The organism is Sphingomonas sp. CL5.1 (genome assembly GCF_013344685.1).
Classification (GTDB): Bacteria; Pseudomonadota; Alphaproteobacteria; order Sphingomonadales; family Sphingomonadaceae; genus Sphingomonas.
The window spans coordinates 1,336,129-1,350,649 of the sequence record NZ_CP050137.1; the positions used below are offsets into that span (position 1 = coordinate 1,336,129).

General features: G+C 69.4%; 12 protein-coding genes. All 12 read left to right on the forward strand.

The features are described 5' to 3' along the window. Positions 1-9 precede the first annotated feature (9 nt). The 12 genes from ccoO (at position 10) to F9288_RS06710 (ending at position 14,504) form a co-directional block, all read left to right on the forward strand. A complete protein-coding gene (gene ccoO / locus F9288_RS06655; protein ID WP_174835899.1) occupies positions 10-744 on the forward strand; it encodes a cytochrome-c oxidase, cbb3-type subunit II in 735 nt (244 codons plus the stop codon). Continuing rightward, the gene (locus tag F9288_RS06660; protein ID WP_174835900.1) at positions 741-902 is read left to right on the forward strand and encodes a cbb3-type cytochrome c oxidase subunit 3; all 162 of its coding nucleotides are present in this window, start codon (positions 741-743) and stop codon (positions 900-902) included. Before ccoO ends, F9288_RS06660 begins: the two co-directional genes overlap by 4 nt. After that, positions 895-1,824 (forward strand): cytochrome-c oxidase, cbb3-type subunit III, encoded by a 930-nt coding sequence (gene ccoP, locus F9288_RS06665; protein WP_174835901.1) that lies wholly within the window; start codon positions 895-897, stop codon positions 1,822-1,824. Before F9288_RS06660 ends, ccoP begins: the two co-directional genes overlap by 8 nt. Continuing rightward, a complete protein-coding gene (gene ccoG / locus F9288_RS06670; protein WP_174835902.1) occupies positions 1,811-3,307 on the forward strand; it encodes a cytochrome c oxidase accessory protein CcoG in 1,497 nt (498 codons plus the stop codon). The genes ccoP and ccoG overlap by 14 nt, the downstream gene beginning before the upstream one ends. After that, a complete protein-coding gene (locus F9288_RS06675) occupies positions 3,304-3,762 on the forward strand; it encodes a FixH family protein (protein WP_174835903.1) in 459 nt (152 codons plus the stop codon). Before ccoG ends, F9288_RS06675 begins: the two co-directional genes overlap by 4 nt. Further along, positions 3,759-5,885 (forward strand): heavy metal translocating P-type ATPase, encoded by a 2,127-nt coding sequence (locus tag F9288_RS06680; protein WP_302675319.1) that lies wholly within the window; start codon positions 3,759-3,761, stop codon positions 5,883-5,885. The genes F9288_RS06675 and F9288_RS06680 overlap by 4 nt, the downstream gene beginning before the upstream one ends. After that, complete coding sequence (ccoS, locus tag F9288_RS06685; protein ID WP_174835904.1) at positions 5,882-6,031, forward strand: cbb3-type cytochrome oxidase assembly protein CcoS; 150 nt, start codon at positions 5,882-5,884, stop codon at positions 6,029-6,031. Before F9288_RS06680 ends, ccoS begins: the two co-directional genes overlap by 4 nt. Positions 6,032-6,185: 154 nt before the next feature. Next, positions 6,186-7,793, forward strand: a complete 1,608-nt coding sequence (locus F9288_RS06690) for a serine hydrolase (protein ID WP_174835905.1) — start codon at positions 6,186-6,188, stop codon at positions 7,791-7,793. A gap of 94 nt (positions 7,794-7,887) precedes the next feature. Then, positions 7,888-10,632, forward strand: coding sequence for a TonB-dependent receptor (locus F9288_RS06695; protein ID WP_174835906.1), 2,745 nt, complete (start codon positions 7,888-7,890; stop codon positions 10,630-10,632). Between the two features lie 210 nt (positions 10,633-10,842). After that, entirely contained in the window at positions 10,843-11,508 is a 666-nt protein-coding gene (locus F9288_RS06700) for a response regulator (protein WP_174835907.1), read from the forward strand. A gap of 5 nt (positions 11,509-11,513) precedes the next feature. Next, a complete protein-coding gene (locus F9288_RS06705; RefSeq protein ID WP_254621107.1) occupies positions 11,514-13,007 on the forward strand; it encodes a HAMP domain-containing sensor histidine kinase in 1,494 nt (497 codons plus the stop codon). An 87-nt stretch (positions 13,008-13,094) separates the two neighbouring features. Continuing rightward, positions 13,095-14,504 (forward strand): CapA family protein, encoded by a 1,410-nt coding sequence (locus tag F9288_RS06710; protein WP_174835908.1) that lies wholly within the window; start codon positions 13,095-13,097, stop codon positions 14,502-14,504. Positions 14,505-14,521 lie beyond the last annotated feature (17 nt).

Consider the following 14,521-nt stretch of genomic DNA (forward strand, 5'->3'; position numbering starts at 1 on the left):
AGGCCGGAAATGGCTACCTGGGCAAATCGCCACAAGAAGATCGAACGCAACGTCACCCTGCTGGGGGCGCTGGCGCTGGCCGTCGTCGCGATCGGCGGGATCGTCGAGATCGCGCCGCTGTTCTGGATCGAATCCACCGTGAAGCACGTCGAGGGCGTGCGGCCGTACACGCCGCTCGAGCTGGCCGGGCGGAACATCTACATCCGCGAGGGCTGCTACGGCTGCCACAGCCAGATGATCCGCCCGTTCCGCGACGAGGTGGAGCGTTACGGCCACTACAGCCTCGCGGCGGAGAGCATGTACGACCATCCGTTCCAATGGGGGTCGGAGCGCACCGGGCCTGACCTCGCGCGCGTCGGCGGGCGCTATTCGGACGAATGGCACGTCCAGCATCTGAAGGACCCGCAGTCCGTGGTGCCGGAATCGATCATGCCGAAATATGCCTTCCTCGCGCGGACGAACCTCGACACCAGCCGGCTCGGCGCGGACCTCGCCGCGCTGCGCCGGGTCGGCGTGCCCTATACCGACGAGGATATCGCCAAGGCCGACGAGGACGCGCGCACGCAGGGCTTCGGGGAAGGCGACACCGCCGGCCTCGCCAAACGCTATCCCAAGGTGCAGGCGCGCGATTTCGACGGCGATCCCGGACGGATCACCGAGATGGACGCGCTGGTCGCCTATCTCCAGGGGCTGGGCACGCAGGTCGACTTCAAGTCCGCCTCCGCGCGGGAGGCGGCGAAATGAGCACCTACGACGTCATGCGCCATCTGGCCGACAGCTACGGGCTGATCATCATGGTCGGCGTGTTCGCCGTGCTGATCGGCTGGGCCTTCCTGCCGCGCAACCGCGAGGCGAACCGCCGCGCCGCCAACAGCATCTTCGACGAGGCCGAAAATGGCTGACAACAAACGCATCGACGCCGCCACCGGCACCAGCACCGTCGGCCACGAATGGGACGGGATCGAGGAGCTCGACACGCCGATGCCGCGCTGGTGGCTGGTCATATTGTGGGCGACGGTGGTGTTCGCGATCGGCTATTGCATCGTCTATCCCGCCTGGCCGCTCCTCCACGGCGCGACGCCGGGCATCTGGGGTTGGACCAGCCACGGGCAGCTCGCGCGGGAGACCGCGCAGGAGAATGCCCGGCGCGCGCCGATCCTGGCCGCGCTGGCGACGACGCCGATCGACCGGCTTCCATCCGATCCGAAGCTGCTGGCGGCGGCGGTGGAGGGCGGGCGCTCCGCCTTCAAGGTCTATTGCGTGCAATGTCACGGCTCGGGGGCGGCGGGGAGCAGGGGTTATCCCAACCTCAACGACGACGACTGGCTGTGGGGCGGCGACCTCAAGACGATCCAGCAGACGATCACCGACGGCATCCGCTTCCCCGGCGACGACAAGACGCGCATGTCGCAGATGCCGGCCTTCGGGCGCGACGGCATCCTCAACCCGGCCGAGGTGGACGATGTCGTCTCCTATGTCCGCTACGTCTCGCATCAGGAGGCGGCGAGCGCGGCGGCGAAGCGCGGCAAGACGCTGTTCGCCAACAATTGCGCGGTCTGCCACGGGCCGGACGCCAAGGGCAACCGCACGGTGGGCGCGCCGAATCTCACGGACGCGATCTGGCTCTACGGCGGCGATCGCGACACGCTGGTGCAGACCGTCACCAACGCGCGTTACGGCATCATGCCGGCATGGGGGCACCGGCTCGATCCGGTGACTATCAAGATGCTGGCGGCCTATGTTCATTCGCTCGGCGGCGGCGAGGCCGATCCGGCGGCTCCGGCCGTCGCGGCGGCGCAGGCGGGCGAAAATGTCGGGCGCTGACGTCGCGGACGGGCCGAAGCCACGGTTCTTCGAGGCGCGGCGCAAGGTTTTCCCGCGCCGCGTCGACGGCACGTTCCGGCGCCTGAAATGGGCGATCATGGCGGTGACGCTGGCGATCTATTACGTCACGCCGTGGCTGCGCTGGCATCGTGGGGAATATGCGCCGGATCAGGCCGTGCTGGTCGATCTGGCGCATCGCCGCTTCTACATGTTCTCGATCGAGATCTGGCCGAACGAATTCTACTATGTCGTCGGCCTGCTCATCATGGCGGCGGTGGGGCTGTTCCTCGTCACCTCCGCCGTGGGGCGCGCCTGGTGCGGCTATGCCTGCCCGCAGACGGTGTGGACCGACCTGTTCGTCCATGTCGAGCGCGCGATCGAGGGCGACCGCAACGCGCAGATCAGGCTCGACCGCGCGCGTTGGGGCGTGGAGAAGATCGCGAAGCGCGGCACGAAATTCGCCATCTGGCTGCTGATCGCGATGACGACCGGCGGCGCGTGGATCTTCTATTTCGCCGACGCGCCGACGCTGGCGCGCGAATTCGTCACTGGCACCGCGCCGTTCGTCGCCTATTCGACGGTCGGCATCCTCACCTTCACCACCTTCACGCTCGGCGGGCTGATGCGCGAGCAGGTGTGCATCTACATGTGCCCGTGGCCGCGCATCCAGTCAGCGATGATGGACGAGAAGTCGCTCGCCGTCACCTACAAGGACTGGCGCGGCGAGCCGCGCACCCACGGCCTGAAGCGAGCGCAGGCGCATGAGGCGGAGGCCGCGCCCTCGCTCGTCCGGCTGGCGCAGGGCGAGAAGGTGGGTGACTGCATCGACTGCAACGCCTGCGTCGCGGTCTGCCCCACCGGGATCGACATCCGCGAGGGGCCGCAGATCGGCTGCATCACCTGCGGCCTGTGCATCGACGCCTGCGACGAGATCATGGAGAAGGTCGATCGGCCGACACGCCTGATCGGCTACACCACCGAAGCCGACATGAAGCTCGCCCGCGCCGGCGGGACGCCGATGCCGCCGCTCAAGCGGCTGCTGCGCCCGCGCACGATCATCTATTTCCTGATCTGGGCCGGAATCGGCTGCGGCATGCTGTTCGCGCTCGGTACGCGCACGCACATGGGGGTGAGCGTGCTCCAGACGCGCAACCCGCTCTGGGTGCGGCTGTCGGACGGCGACATCCGCAACACCTATACGGTGAAGGTCCGCAACATGGAGGGCCGCCCGCGCAGCTTCGCGGTGTCGCTGTCCGGCATCGACGCCCGGATGTGGACCGACGGCGGATCGCGCGAGACGGCGGGCAGGACGGTGACGATCAATGTGCCGGCCGATCGCGTCGCCAAGACGCAGATTTTCGTCGTCGCCCCGGCGCAGGGACCGCAGCGCAGCGAATTGCTGTTTACGGTGACGGCGCTGGACGGGCAGAAGACCGCCGCCAGCGACGGCAGTTATTTCGAACGACCGGAGGGCAATCCATGACCCGTCGCTTCACCGGCTGGCACATGACCGCGATCCTCGTCGCCTTCTTCGGCGTGGTGATCGCGGTGAACGCGACGATGGCGACCTTCGCCACCACCACTTTCGGCGGCGTGGTGGTGGAGAACAGCTATGTCGCGAGCCAGCATTACGATCGCTGGCTGGCCGAGGCGCGCGCGCAGGACAAGGCGGGATGGCGCGCGGTGCCGTCGGCCGCTGGCGGCAGGCTGGCGGTGGCGTTGACGCAGCGCGGGGCCGCCGCGCCCGACGTGGCGCTGACCGCCACCGCGCGCCACCCGCTCGGCCGCCTGCCCGATCGCACGCTGACCCTGCATTGGGACGCGGCCGGCGGGCGCTATCTCGCCGACCAGCCGCTGCCGCGGGGCCGCTGGCTGATCGAGATCATCGGCGCGCGCGGCAACGAGCGGTTGCGCTTCGAGGACGAGGTGCGGATGTGACCGCACCGGCCCGCCCGGCCGCCGCGCAGCCGCTGACGGCCTCGACCTTCGTGGTCGAGGGGATGCGCTGCGCGGCGTGCATCGCCAGGCTGGAGCACGGCCTCGCCGCGCTGCCCGGCGTGGCGGCGGCGCGGGTCAATTTCACCAACCGCCGGGTGCGCGTCGACCATCTCGACGAGATCGGCGAGGACCGGCTGATCGACGCGATCGACGGACTGGGCTTCACCGCCCATGCCTTCGCTGGGGAGGCGGCGGACAGCGGCAGGAGCGAATCGCGCCGGCTGGTGCTGGCGCTGGCGGTGGCCGGCTTCGCGATGATGAACGTGATGCTGCTGTCGGTGTCGATCTGGTCCGGCGCGGACGGCGCGACGCGGCAATTGTTCCACTGGCTTTCCGCGCTGATCGCGCTGCCGACCGTCGCCTATTCCGGCCGCGTCTTCTTCGCGAGCGCATGGAGCGCGCTCAGGCGCGGGCGCACCAACATGGACGTGCCGATCTCGATCGGCGTGCTGCTTACCCTCGCGATGAGTCTCTACGAGACAGCGCTCGGCGGCGCGCACGCCTATTTCGACGGCGTCGTCATGCTGCTGTTCTTCCTGCTCGGCGGGCGGTTCCTCGACAGCGTGATGCGTGATCGCGCGCGCGGCGGGGTGGACGCGTTGCTGCGCCGCCTGCCGGCCGAGGCGACGGTGATCGCCCGCGATGGCGCGCACCAGCGCCGCGCCATCGCCGAGCTTGCGCCGGGGATGCGGCTGCTCGTGACGGCGGGCGAACGGATCGCGGCGGACGGCATCGTCGAGGAAGGCGAGAGCGCGGTCGACCGCTCGCTCGTCACGGGGGAAAGCGCGCCGGAAACGGCGGCGGCCGGCGCGGAGGTGCTGGCGGGAACGATCAACCTCTCCACGCCGCTGGTGGTGAAGGTGACGCGTGCCGGCGAGGCGACCGCGATCGCCGATATCGCGCGGCTGATGGAAAGCGCCGGGCAGTCGAAATCGCGCTACATGCGGATCGCCGACCGCGCCTCGCGGCTCTACGCCCCGGCGGTGCATACGCTCGCCGCGCTGACGCTCGCCGGCTGGCTGGTCGCCGGGCTGGGGTGGCATGTCGCGCTGACCAATGCGGTGGCGGTGCTCATCATCACCTGTCCCTGCGCGCTCGGCCTCGCGGTGCCGGTGGCGCAGGTGGTCGCGTCCGGCGCGCTGATGCGCGCGGGGGTGCTGGTGAAGGATGGCTCGGCGCTCGAGCGGCTGGCGAAGGCCGATCGCGCGTTGCTCGACAAGACCGGGACGGTCACGCTCGGCCGCCCGGTGGTGACGGGCGGCCTGCCTGGTGCGCCGGGCGAGCGCGCGATCCTCCATGCCCTCGCCCGCGCCAGCCGCCACCCGAGCGCGCTGGCGGTCGCCGCGGCGCTGGCCGACGCGCCGGCTGCGCCGCTCGCCGATATCGTCGAGGAGGCGGGGTTCGGCGTGCGCGGGTTGGTCCACGGCGTTGAGGTGCGGCTCGGTCGGCCCGGCTGGGCGGGGCCGGCGGATACGGACGCCTCGATCCTGTTCCGCATCGGCGATGCCACGCCCCATGCGATCCGCGTCGCCGATCGCGAGCGCGATGATGCGGCGGCGGCCATCGCGCGGCTGGCCGCGTTGGGCCTCGCGCCGGAAATACTGTCCGGTGACGCGCCCGGCGTGGTCGAGGCGCTGGCGGGGGAGCTTGGCGTCCACGGTCGTGCGCGACTGACCCCGCAGGACAAATATGCGGTCGTGCAGGCGGAGGAAGCCGCCGGGCATCGCGTGCTGATGGTCGGCGACGGGATCAACGACGGGCCGGCGCTCAAGGCGGCCTGGGTCTCGATGGCGCCGGCCGGCGCCAGCGACGTGGGGCAGATGGCGGCGGACCTCGTGTTCGTCGGCGCGCGGCTGATGCCGGTGCCGGTCGCGGTCGCCGCCGCGCGCCGCACGATGCGCGTGGTGGCGCAGAATTTCGCGCTGGCGATCGGCTATAACGTGCTCGCGGTGCCGCTCGCCGTCGCCGGCTTCGTCACCCCGCTGATCGCGGCGCTGGCGATGTCCGGCTCGTCGCTGGTGGTCGTCGCCAATGCGATGCGCCTCAGGAGCGCGGCGCGGTGAGCACCGTCGGCATCCTCATCCCGATCGCGTTGTTCCTCGGCCTGTCCGGGCTGGGGGCGTTCTTCTGGGCGGTGCGCTCCGGCCAGTATGACGACATCGACGGTGCCGCGCTGCGCATCCTCAACGACGAGGACCCGGAGGACTGACCCGGCCTTCGCCGTGTTTTTTCGGTTCGTGACAGGTTGATGACAGCGATGCCCGCTATCGGGCGCCTGTCAGACCCTCCCCGTGGCGGTTGCGCGCCGGGGAAGAAGGGCACGAATCGGAGACAGGCGAGTGCGCGTTGTTGCACGAGGGAAAATGAGCGCGCTCGTCGCGCGTCGGGTGATCGGGGCGGCGCTTGGCGTCGCGGCGCTGGCTGGCGGCACCGCCGCGGCGGCCGATCCGTCGATGGCGCGGATCGATGCGATCTTCGCGCGCTGGGCGGGCAAGGACGCGCCGGGCTGCGCGGTCGCGGTGTCGCGCGAGGGCAAGCCGATCGCGGTGCGCGCTTACGGCATGGCCGATCTGGAGAGCCATGTCCCCGCCACGGTCGATTCGATCTATGAGGCGGGATCGGATTCGAAGCAGTTCACCGCCGCCGCGCTGGTGATGCTGGCGCGTGAGGGCAAGCTCTCGCTCGACGACGATGTGCGCAAATACCTGCCCGAGCTGCCCGATTACGGCGCGCCGGTCACGCTGCGCCATATGCTCCACCATGTCAGCGGGCTGCGCGACTGGGGCTCGGTCGCGGCGGTGGAGGGCTGGCCGCGCAACAGCCGCACGGCGAACAACCAGGACGTGCTGGAGCTGGTCGCGCGGCAGAAGGAGCTGAACTTCGCGCCGGGCACGCATTACCTCTACAGCAACAGCAACTACAATCTCGCCGCGATCGTGGTGCGGCGGGTGAGCGGCCAGTCGCTCGCCGACTTCACGCGCGAGCATATCTTCAAGCCGCTCGGCATGACGCATACGAGCTGGCGCGACGATCACCGCAACATCGTCCCCGGCCGCACCGGCGCCTATGAGCGCGCCGGCGCCGGCTATGCCAACGAGCAGGTGATCGAGGACGCCTATGGCAACGGCGGGTTGCTGACCACGGTCGGCGATCTCGTCAAATGGCAGGCCGCGCTCGACGGCGATTTCTTCGGCAAGGGTTTCGTTGCCGAGATGCAGCAGCCGTTCGTGCTGAAGGACGGGACGAAAAGCGCCTATGGCCTCGCGCTCGTCTCGGGCGATCATGATGGTGTGCTTGAGGTGAGCCATTCCGGCTCGACCGGCGGCTATCGGGCGTGGATGGCGCGATATCCGGCGCAGAAGCTCGCCGTGTCGCTGCTGTGCAACACGGGCGAGGCCGACACGCCGGTGCTCGGACGCGAGGTGGCCGACCTCTATCTGCCGCCGCACCGGGACAAGCCCTATGCGCCGCGCGGGCCACTGCCGACCGGCATGTGGGCCGATCGGCTGACGGGCTTCCCGTGGCGCTTCGCCGCCGACGGCAAGGGCGGGCTGACCGCCAACGGCCGCGCGCTGGTGCCGGTCGGGCCGGGCCGCTGGCTGCTGCGCGAGGACGTGTTCGCCTTCTCCGGCGACAGGCTGGTGCGCGAGACGCGCGAGGGCGAGCGCCAGCCGCTCGATCGCGCCGAAGCGCCGGCTAACGACCTCTCGGCCTATGTCGGGCGGTTCTGCGGCGTCGATGTCGCCTCGTGCATCACGGTAACGCAGGATGGCGGCCGGCTCGTGTTCAGCGGCCCGCGCTGGCGGGGGCAGGCGCTGGAGCCGGCCTATCGCGACGTGTTCACCGGCGACGTGAAGTCGCTCGGCCTGGACCTCGTGCTCAAGTTCCGCCGCGATGCCGCCGGGCGCATCGACACGCTGCGCCTCGGCGAGACCCGTGCCTTCGACCTTCTGTTCAGGCGCGCCGGCTGAGCCGGCTGCCCCATCCTTCCGCACGGAACCAATAACAAAGCCAGCCCCGGTTCGCGGCGAGCTGGCGGATCAAACCGACCAAAGGGATATGTGTATGTCGATCCGTAGTGACAGTCTGCGCCATGCGCTTCTCCGTGGCACCGCCGGTGTCGCCCTGCTCGTCTCGCCGCTCGTCGGCGGGGCCGCGATCGCGCAGACCGCGCCCGAGCCGGCGGCCGACGCCGCTCCCGCCGCCGCCGACGATGCCGCCGCCGATATCGTCGTCACCGGCTCGCGCATCGACAAGGCCGGTTTCGACGCGCCGACGCCGACCACCGTGGTCGGCGCGGCCGAGCTGAGCCTCGGCGCCCGCCCGAGCGTGGCGCAGGCGCTCAACGACCTGCCGCAGTTCCGCGCGACGCAGACGCCGACCAGCACGGTCGCCAACACCAATTCCTCCGCCTCCGCGATGGACCTGCGCGGCCTTGGCGTGACGCGTACGCTGACGCTGCTCAACGGCCGCCGCTTCACCGGTTCGGCCGATCTCAACACGATCCCGCAGAACATGCTGAAGCGGGTCGAGGTCGTCACCGGCGGCGCCAGCGCGGCCTGGGGCTCGGGCGCGGTCGGCGGCGTGGTCAACCTGATCCTCGACGACAAGCTCGAAGGGCTGACGGTCGGCGCGCAGAACGGCATCTCCTCGCGCGGCGACGGCCACCGCTACAGCTTCAACGGCTCGTTCGGCACCACCTTCGCGGGCGGCCGCGGCCACTTCATGATCGGCGGCGAATATCAGCGGGACGCGGGCATCTTCGACCGCTTCTCGCGCCCGAACGTGGGCAGCACGGACCTGTTCTCGCCGGTCGGCAAGGTGAACGGGCATTCGCTGGAGCTGTCGCGCAACGTCTTCTACGCCAATTACGGCACCAACGGCCTCATCACCGGCGGCCCGGCGTCGCTGATCGGCCAGACGTTCAACGCCGACGGCTCAACCCGGCCGTTCCAGTTCGGCCAGGTCGGCGTCGGCGGCACCACGATGGTGGGTGGCGAGGGCGTCTCCTCGAACAGCGAGCACACGCTGACCAACCCCTATCAGCGCTACAACAGCTACGCGCGCCTCAGCTATGAGGTCGGCCAAGCGACCTTCTGGGCGGACGCGACGTTCAGCCGCATCTGGGCGAAATATCCCTTCTACGCCGAAACCGGCACCTACACGCTGAGCGGCTCCAACCCGTTCGTGCAGCAGGCGCTGGGCGGGCAGGTCGGCCCGAACGACACGATCAAGGTCGGCCGTGTGTTCGAGGATTACGGCATGCGCACCTTCGGGTTCAGCCGCCGCAACATTGAGGGCGCGATCGGCGTGGACGGCACGATCGGCGACGGCAAGTGGAAGTACAGCGCCTATTACGCGCACGGCGAGCTGCGCAACGCGCAGAGCTATGACAACCAGATCACCGGCGCGAACCTCACTAAGGCGCTCGACGCGGTGGATGACGGCAGCGGCCACATCGTTTGCCGCGACGCGCTGACCAATCCCGGCACCGCCTGCCGCCCGCTCAACATCCTCGGCGCGGGTCGTGCCGATCCGGCCGCCGTTTCCTATGTGTTCGGCAACCAGGCGAGCGTGGTCTACACCACCAAGCTCGACACGACCGGCTTCTCGCTGCGCGGTGATGCGTTCAACACCTGGGCCGGCCCCGTCTCCGTCGCGTTCGGCGGCGAGGCGCGGTGGGAGAGCAGCACCACCAACTCGCTCGATCCCGTGTCGGCGGCGAAGGGCTTCAGCCGCTTCAACTTCGCGCCGCTCGACGGCGGGTTCAACGTGCAGGAGGGCTTTGGCGAAGTCGCCGTCCCGCTGCTCGACCAGCCGTTCAGCAAGCTCGATATCAACGGCGCGGCGCGCTACAGCCACTACAGCACCTCGGGCGGCATCTGGTCGTGGAAGGTCGGCGCGACCGACCGCATCTTCGACAACCTGCTGCTGCGCTTCTCGCGCTCGCGCGATATCCGCTCGGGCAGCCTGACGGAGCTTTACACCACGGTGGCGACGAGCTTCTTCTCGGTCGCGGAGAACGGCAACACCTATAACAACGTGATCCGCTATGCTGGCGGCAATCCGAATCTGCGCCCGGAGATCGGCAGCACGCTGACGCTGGGCGGGGTGTTCACGCCCACGGCGGTGCCGGGCCTCAACCTGTCGCTCGATTACTACAAGATCGACATCAAGGACGCGATCGTCTCGCTCGGCGCGCAGGACATCATCACGAGCTGCGGCCTCGGCAACGCAGCCGCCTGTGCCCAGATCGACCGTGCTCCGCCTACCACGCCGGGGGGGCTTGGCGCCCCGACGGTGATCCACTCCACCTACATCAACCTCGCGGAATACAAGACGCGCGGGCTGGACATGGAAGCGTCCTACCTGCTGCCGATGAACCGCTTCAGCAACCTGCCGGGCAATCTGCGCCTGCGCGTGCTGGCAACCTATGTGCCGAAGGTGGAGATCAACAACGGCGTGGCGGTGATCCAGCGCGCCGGCGACGTGGGCGACGGCGTCAGCTTCGGCACGCCGAAGTGGCGCGGCACCGGCTCGATCACCTACACCAACAGCGACTTCTCGATCGACGCGCGCGTCCGCTATGTCGGTGGTGGCCTCTATGACCACACGCTCGATCTGGCGAACAACAGGATCGCCAGCCGCACCTATCTGGATCTCGGCGGGCAGACGACGATCGGCGGGTTCACGCTGTTCGCCAGCGTCAACAACCTGTTCGATCGCAAGCCGCCGCTCACCACCTACGGCTCGATCTTCTACGATTCGATCGGCCGTTACCTGAACGTCGGCGCGAAGGTTCACTTCTGAGCCGGGGCCGGACGAGGCGCTGAGAAGCGGGGGGGCGATCGCGAAGGCGGTCGTCCCCCTTTCGGCGTTTCGGCCGGTGACGGGTTGACGGGACGGGAAGGGAGTGGAAACGCGGATGCCGATGGCCCGGACACGCGGGCCGGGGGCAACGACACGCGCGAGAGGTAAGCAGGGGAAACAAGCGGGCGCCCGCGCCCGATGGAGGCTGCATTGCGCATCTTGCTGGTTGAGGACGACGCCGCGCTCGCGCGCGGTATCGCGTCGTCTTTGGGGTCCGAGGGGCTGTCGGTCGATATCTTCGGCACCGGCGAGGATGCGCTGATGATCGCGCCGAGCGAGCCTTATGCCGCGATCGTGCTCGATCTCGGGCTGCCGGGGATGGACGGGATCGAGCTGCTGCGGCGGCTGCGCCAGGCCGGCGTCGCGACGCCGATCCTGATCCTCACCGCGCGCGACCGCGTCGACGATCGCGTGCTGGGGCTGGATGGCGGCGCGGACGATTACATGGTGAAGCCCTTCCATCCGCGCGAGCTTCATTCCCGCGTCCGCGCGCTGATGCGCCGCGCGCAGGGCACGCCGGCGCCGGTGCTGCGGCTCGGCACGCTGGAGTTCGACCGGTCGAGCCGCAGCGTGCTGCTGGAGGGTGTCGCGGTGCCGCTGCGCCCTCGCGAGCTGGCGGTGCTGGAAACGCTGATGACGCGGCCGGGCAGGCTGGTCGGCAAGGAGCAATTGTCGGCTGAGGTGTTCAGCTTCGACGACAATGTCGGGATCAACGCGCTGGAAGTCTATGTCGGGCGCCTGCGCCGCAAGCTCGGCGAGCGCGGGCCGGTGATCCGCACGGTGCGCGGCCTCGGCTATATGATCGAGGCGGCCTGACCGCCGTGCGCGCTTACCCGCGATACAAATCGCTTCAGGCGCGTCTGATCGCGGCGGTGATGCTGCCGCTGGCGCTGCTCGTCGCGCTGCTCGCCGGGATTGCCGGCTGGGCGGTGAAGAATACCGATTCGGACACGCTGGACCGGGTGCTGGTGGGATCGGTGCGCACGCTGAGCGGCGCGTTCAACCAGCCGCCCGAATTGCGCGATAAAGTCGCGCCGCTCATCATCCACCTGCTCAAGCGGCGCGCGCGGCCGCACGTCAATTTCAGCGTCTATCGCGGCGATCGGGTGATGATGGGCGATCCGGCGCTTCGCCCGCCGGCCGACTATCGCATGGACGACGCGGTGATCGACCGCCATCCGCCGGCCGAATTCCCCAAGCAGGCGCGCGATACGCCGATGACGCGCGGCTATATCGATGCGCCGGACGCGGAAGGGGTGACGCAGGCGGCCTATCTGCGCGACGGCACGCTGCACGGCCGCCCGGCGCGGATCGCGACCGAGATGCGGCGGTTGCCGGAGAACGGCGATATCGTCGCGATCCAGATCGCCGATTACGTCGACGACCAGCGCATCTACAATCGCGACTATTACCTCCAGATCGTGGGGGAGGGCGGGCTTGTGCTACTGGTCGCGGGGCTGCTGGTGTGGCTGGCGATCGGCTGGGGGCTGCGCCCGTTCGCCGCGCTCACCCGGCAGGTGCGCGACGCGCAGACCGATCCCTCGCCGCAATTCCGCCTCCAGCTCCAGCCGGACATGCCGCGCGAGACGGTGCCGTTCGTCGAATCCTTCAACGCGCTGATGACCCGGCTGGAGAAGGCGAACCAGTCGCTGCGCCAGTTCACCTCGAACGCTTCGCACCAGATGCGCACGCCGCTCGCGGTCGCGCGCGTCCACCTCGACGTGCTGCGCCGCGCCGGGCCGCACGCGCCGGCCGCGCGCGCGGCGATCGGCGACATCACCTATGCGGTGGAATCGCTGGAACGGCTATTGCTCCAGCTCATCGCGCTCGCCCGCACCGACGAGCAATCGGTCGCGCCGCTCCAGCCGTTCGACCTCACCGCGCTCGCCGGGCGGACCGCCGCCGACCGCGCCGCGCAGGGCGAGGACGACGGGATCGACATATTGTTCGACGCCGCCGGCCCGGTGGCCGCGCTCGGCGACCCCGGCCTCGCGGGCGAGCTTGCCGGCAACCTGATCGACAATGCGATCCGCTACAACCGCCCCGGCGGCACGGTGCGCGTCACGGTCGAGCGCGCGGCTGGCGGTGCGCGGCTGGTGGTGGAGGACGACGGCCCCGGCATCCCCGAGCATGAGCGCGAGAAGGTGTGGGAGCGTTTCTATCGCGTCGCGCGGGAGGGGGCGCCGGTCGGCAGCGGGCTGGGCCTGCCGATCGTCCGCGCGCTGGCGGAGAGGATGGGGGCGAGCATCGCGCTCGGCACGCCGGAAAGCGGCGTGGGCCTGCGCGTCGTGGTCGATTTCCGCGCCGCCGCGTGACAGGTTGGTGACAGCGATCCGGCCTAGATAGCCTTCCCGTAACAGGGTCGCGACTCTTGCGCGACGTAGCGGATACGGGAGAAAGAAATGGCGGCACGGCGTTTGGGATGGATCGCTGGCTCGCGCGTCGTGCTGGCGGCGGCGCTGGCCGGGCTGGCGATGCCCGCGATGGCAGGCGAGCGCGACCAACTCACCATCACGCCGGTGCCGAGCGCGCCGCTGGCCGGCCAGTTCACGCTCACGGCGGTGGGCGACCTGATCTACCTGCGCCCGATGCTGGCGACAATGGAGAGGCGCTCGCCGGAGATGATCCGCATCCTGCGGCGCGCCGACGTGACCTTCGGCAATTTCGAGGAGGTCGTCTTCGATCTTCCCACCTTCAAGGGCGCGCCGCAGGCCGAATCCGGCGGCACCTGGATGCTGGGCGATCCGAAGATCGTCGACGATCTCGTGTCGATGGGCTTCGACATCGTCGGCACCGCCAACAACCACCCGACCGATTGGGGCGCGGAAGGGATGCTGGAGACGATCGAGCGGCTCGACGCGGCGAAGCTGGTCCATGCCGGCACCGGGCGCACCATGGCGGAGGCGCGCGCGCCGCGCTATTTCGACGCGCCGCTCGGCCGGATCGGGCTGGTTTCCGCCACCTCGACCTTCACGCCGATGACGCCCGCCGCCGATCCGCTCGGCATGGTGCCGGGGCGGCCGGGCGCCAATGTGATCCGCACGCAGGAGGTGGGGCTGGTCTCCGATGCCGATCTTTCGGTACTGGCGAAGCTGGCGGGCACCAGGCCCGGCGCGGCGGTGAAGCTCGGCGAGCGCGTCTATCGCGCCACGCCCGCGCCGCAGCAGCCGCTGACGATCGAATATGACGCCAATGCGAGAGACGAGGCGGCCAACCTCCGCTCGATCCGTCAGGCGAAGCAGAACGGCAATTTCGTCATCTTCTCCTTCCACAACCACGAGCCGAGCGAGGCGGTGCAACAACCCCCCGCCTTCACCGTCGATTTCGCGCACCGCGCGATCGACGAGGGGGTGGACGCCTTCATCACGCACGGCCCGCACCAGCTTCGCGGGATCGAGATCTACAAGGGCAAGCCGATCTTCTATTCGCTCGGCAACTTCGCGATGATGAACAACTCGCTCGATCACCTGCCGGCCGACATGTACGAGCAGTTCGGCGTCGATCCGGCGAAGGTGACGGCGCCCGAGTTCCTCCAGGCGCGCGGCTCGGCGGTGTTCGGCGATCCCAACCTCTACGAATCGGTGATCGCGGAAAGCCGCTTCGTCGATGGCAGGATCGCGGAGATCCGCCTCTATCCGATCGACCTCGGGGTGAACGAGCAGGGCGCGGGACGCGGCACGCCGCGCCTTGCCGACGCGACGGTCGGCGCGCGCATCCTCGAGCGCCTCGCGCGGCTCTCGGCGCCGTTCGGCACGAAGATCGTGATCGAGAAAGGCGTGGGGATCGTTAGACTTTCCGCCGCGGCGAAATAGGCTAGACCTGTCCGCAT

Coding starts and splice junctions, on each gene's coding strand:
- ccoG (WP_174835902.1), top strand. CDS start 1,811: ATGTCGGGCGCTGACGTCGCGGACGGGCCGAAGCCACGGTTCTTCGAG.
- F9288_RS06710 (WP_174835908.1), top strand. CDS start 13,095: ATGGCGGCACGGCGTTTGGGATGGATCGCTGGCTCGCGCGTCGTGCTG.
- F9288_RS06660 (WP_174835900.1), top strand. CDS start 741: ATGAGCACCTACGACGTCATGCGCCATCTGGCCGACAGCTACGGGCTG.
- ccoO (WP_174835899.1), top strand. CDS start 10: ATGGCTACCTGGGCAAATCGCCACAAGAAGATCGAACGCAACGTCACC.
- F9288_RS06675 (WP_174835903.1), top strand. CDS start 3,304: ATGACCCGTCGCTTCACCGGCTGGCACATGACCGCGATCCTCGTCGCC.
- ccoP (WP_174835901.1), top strand. CDS start 895: ATGGCTGACAACAAACGCATCGACGCCGCCACCGGCACCAGCACCGTC.
- F9288_RS06690 (WP_174835905.1), top strand. CDS start 6,186: ATGAGCGCGCTCGTCGCGCGTCGGGTGATCGGGGCGGCGCTTGGCGTC.
- F9288_RS06695 (WP_174835906.1), top strand. CDS start 7,888: ATGTCGATCCGTAGTGACAGTCTGCGCCATGCGCTTCTCCGTGGCACC.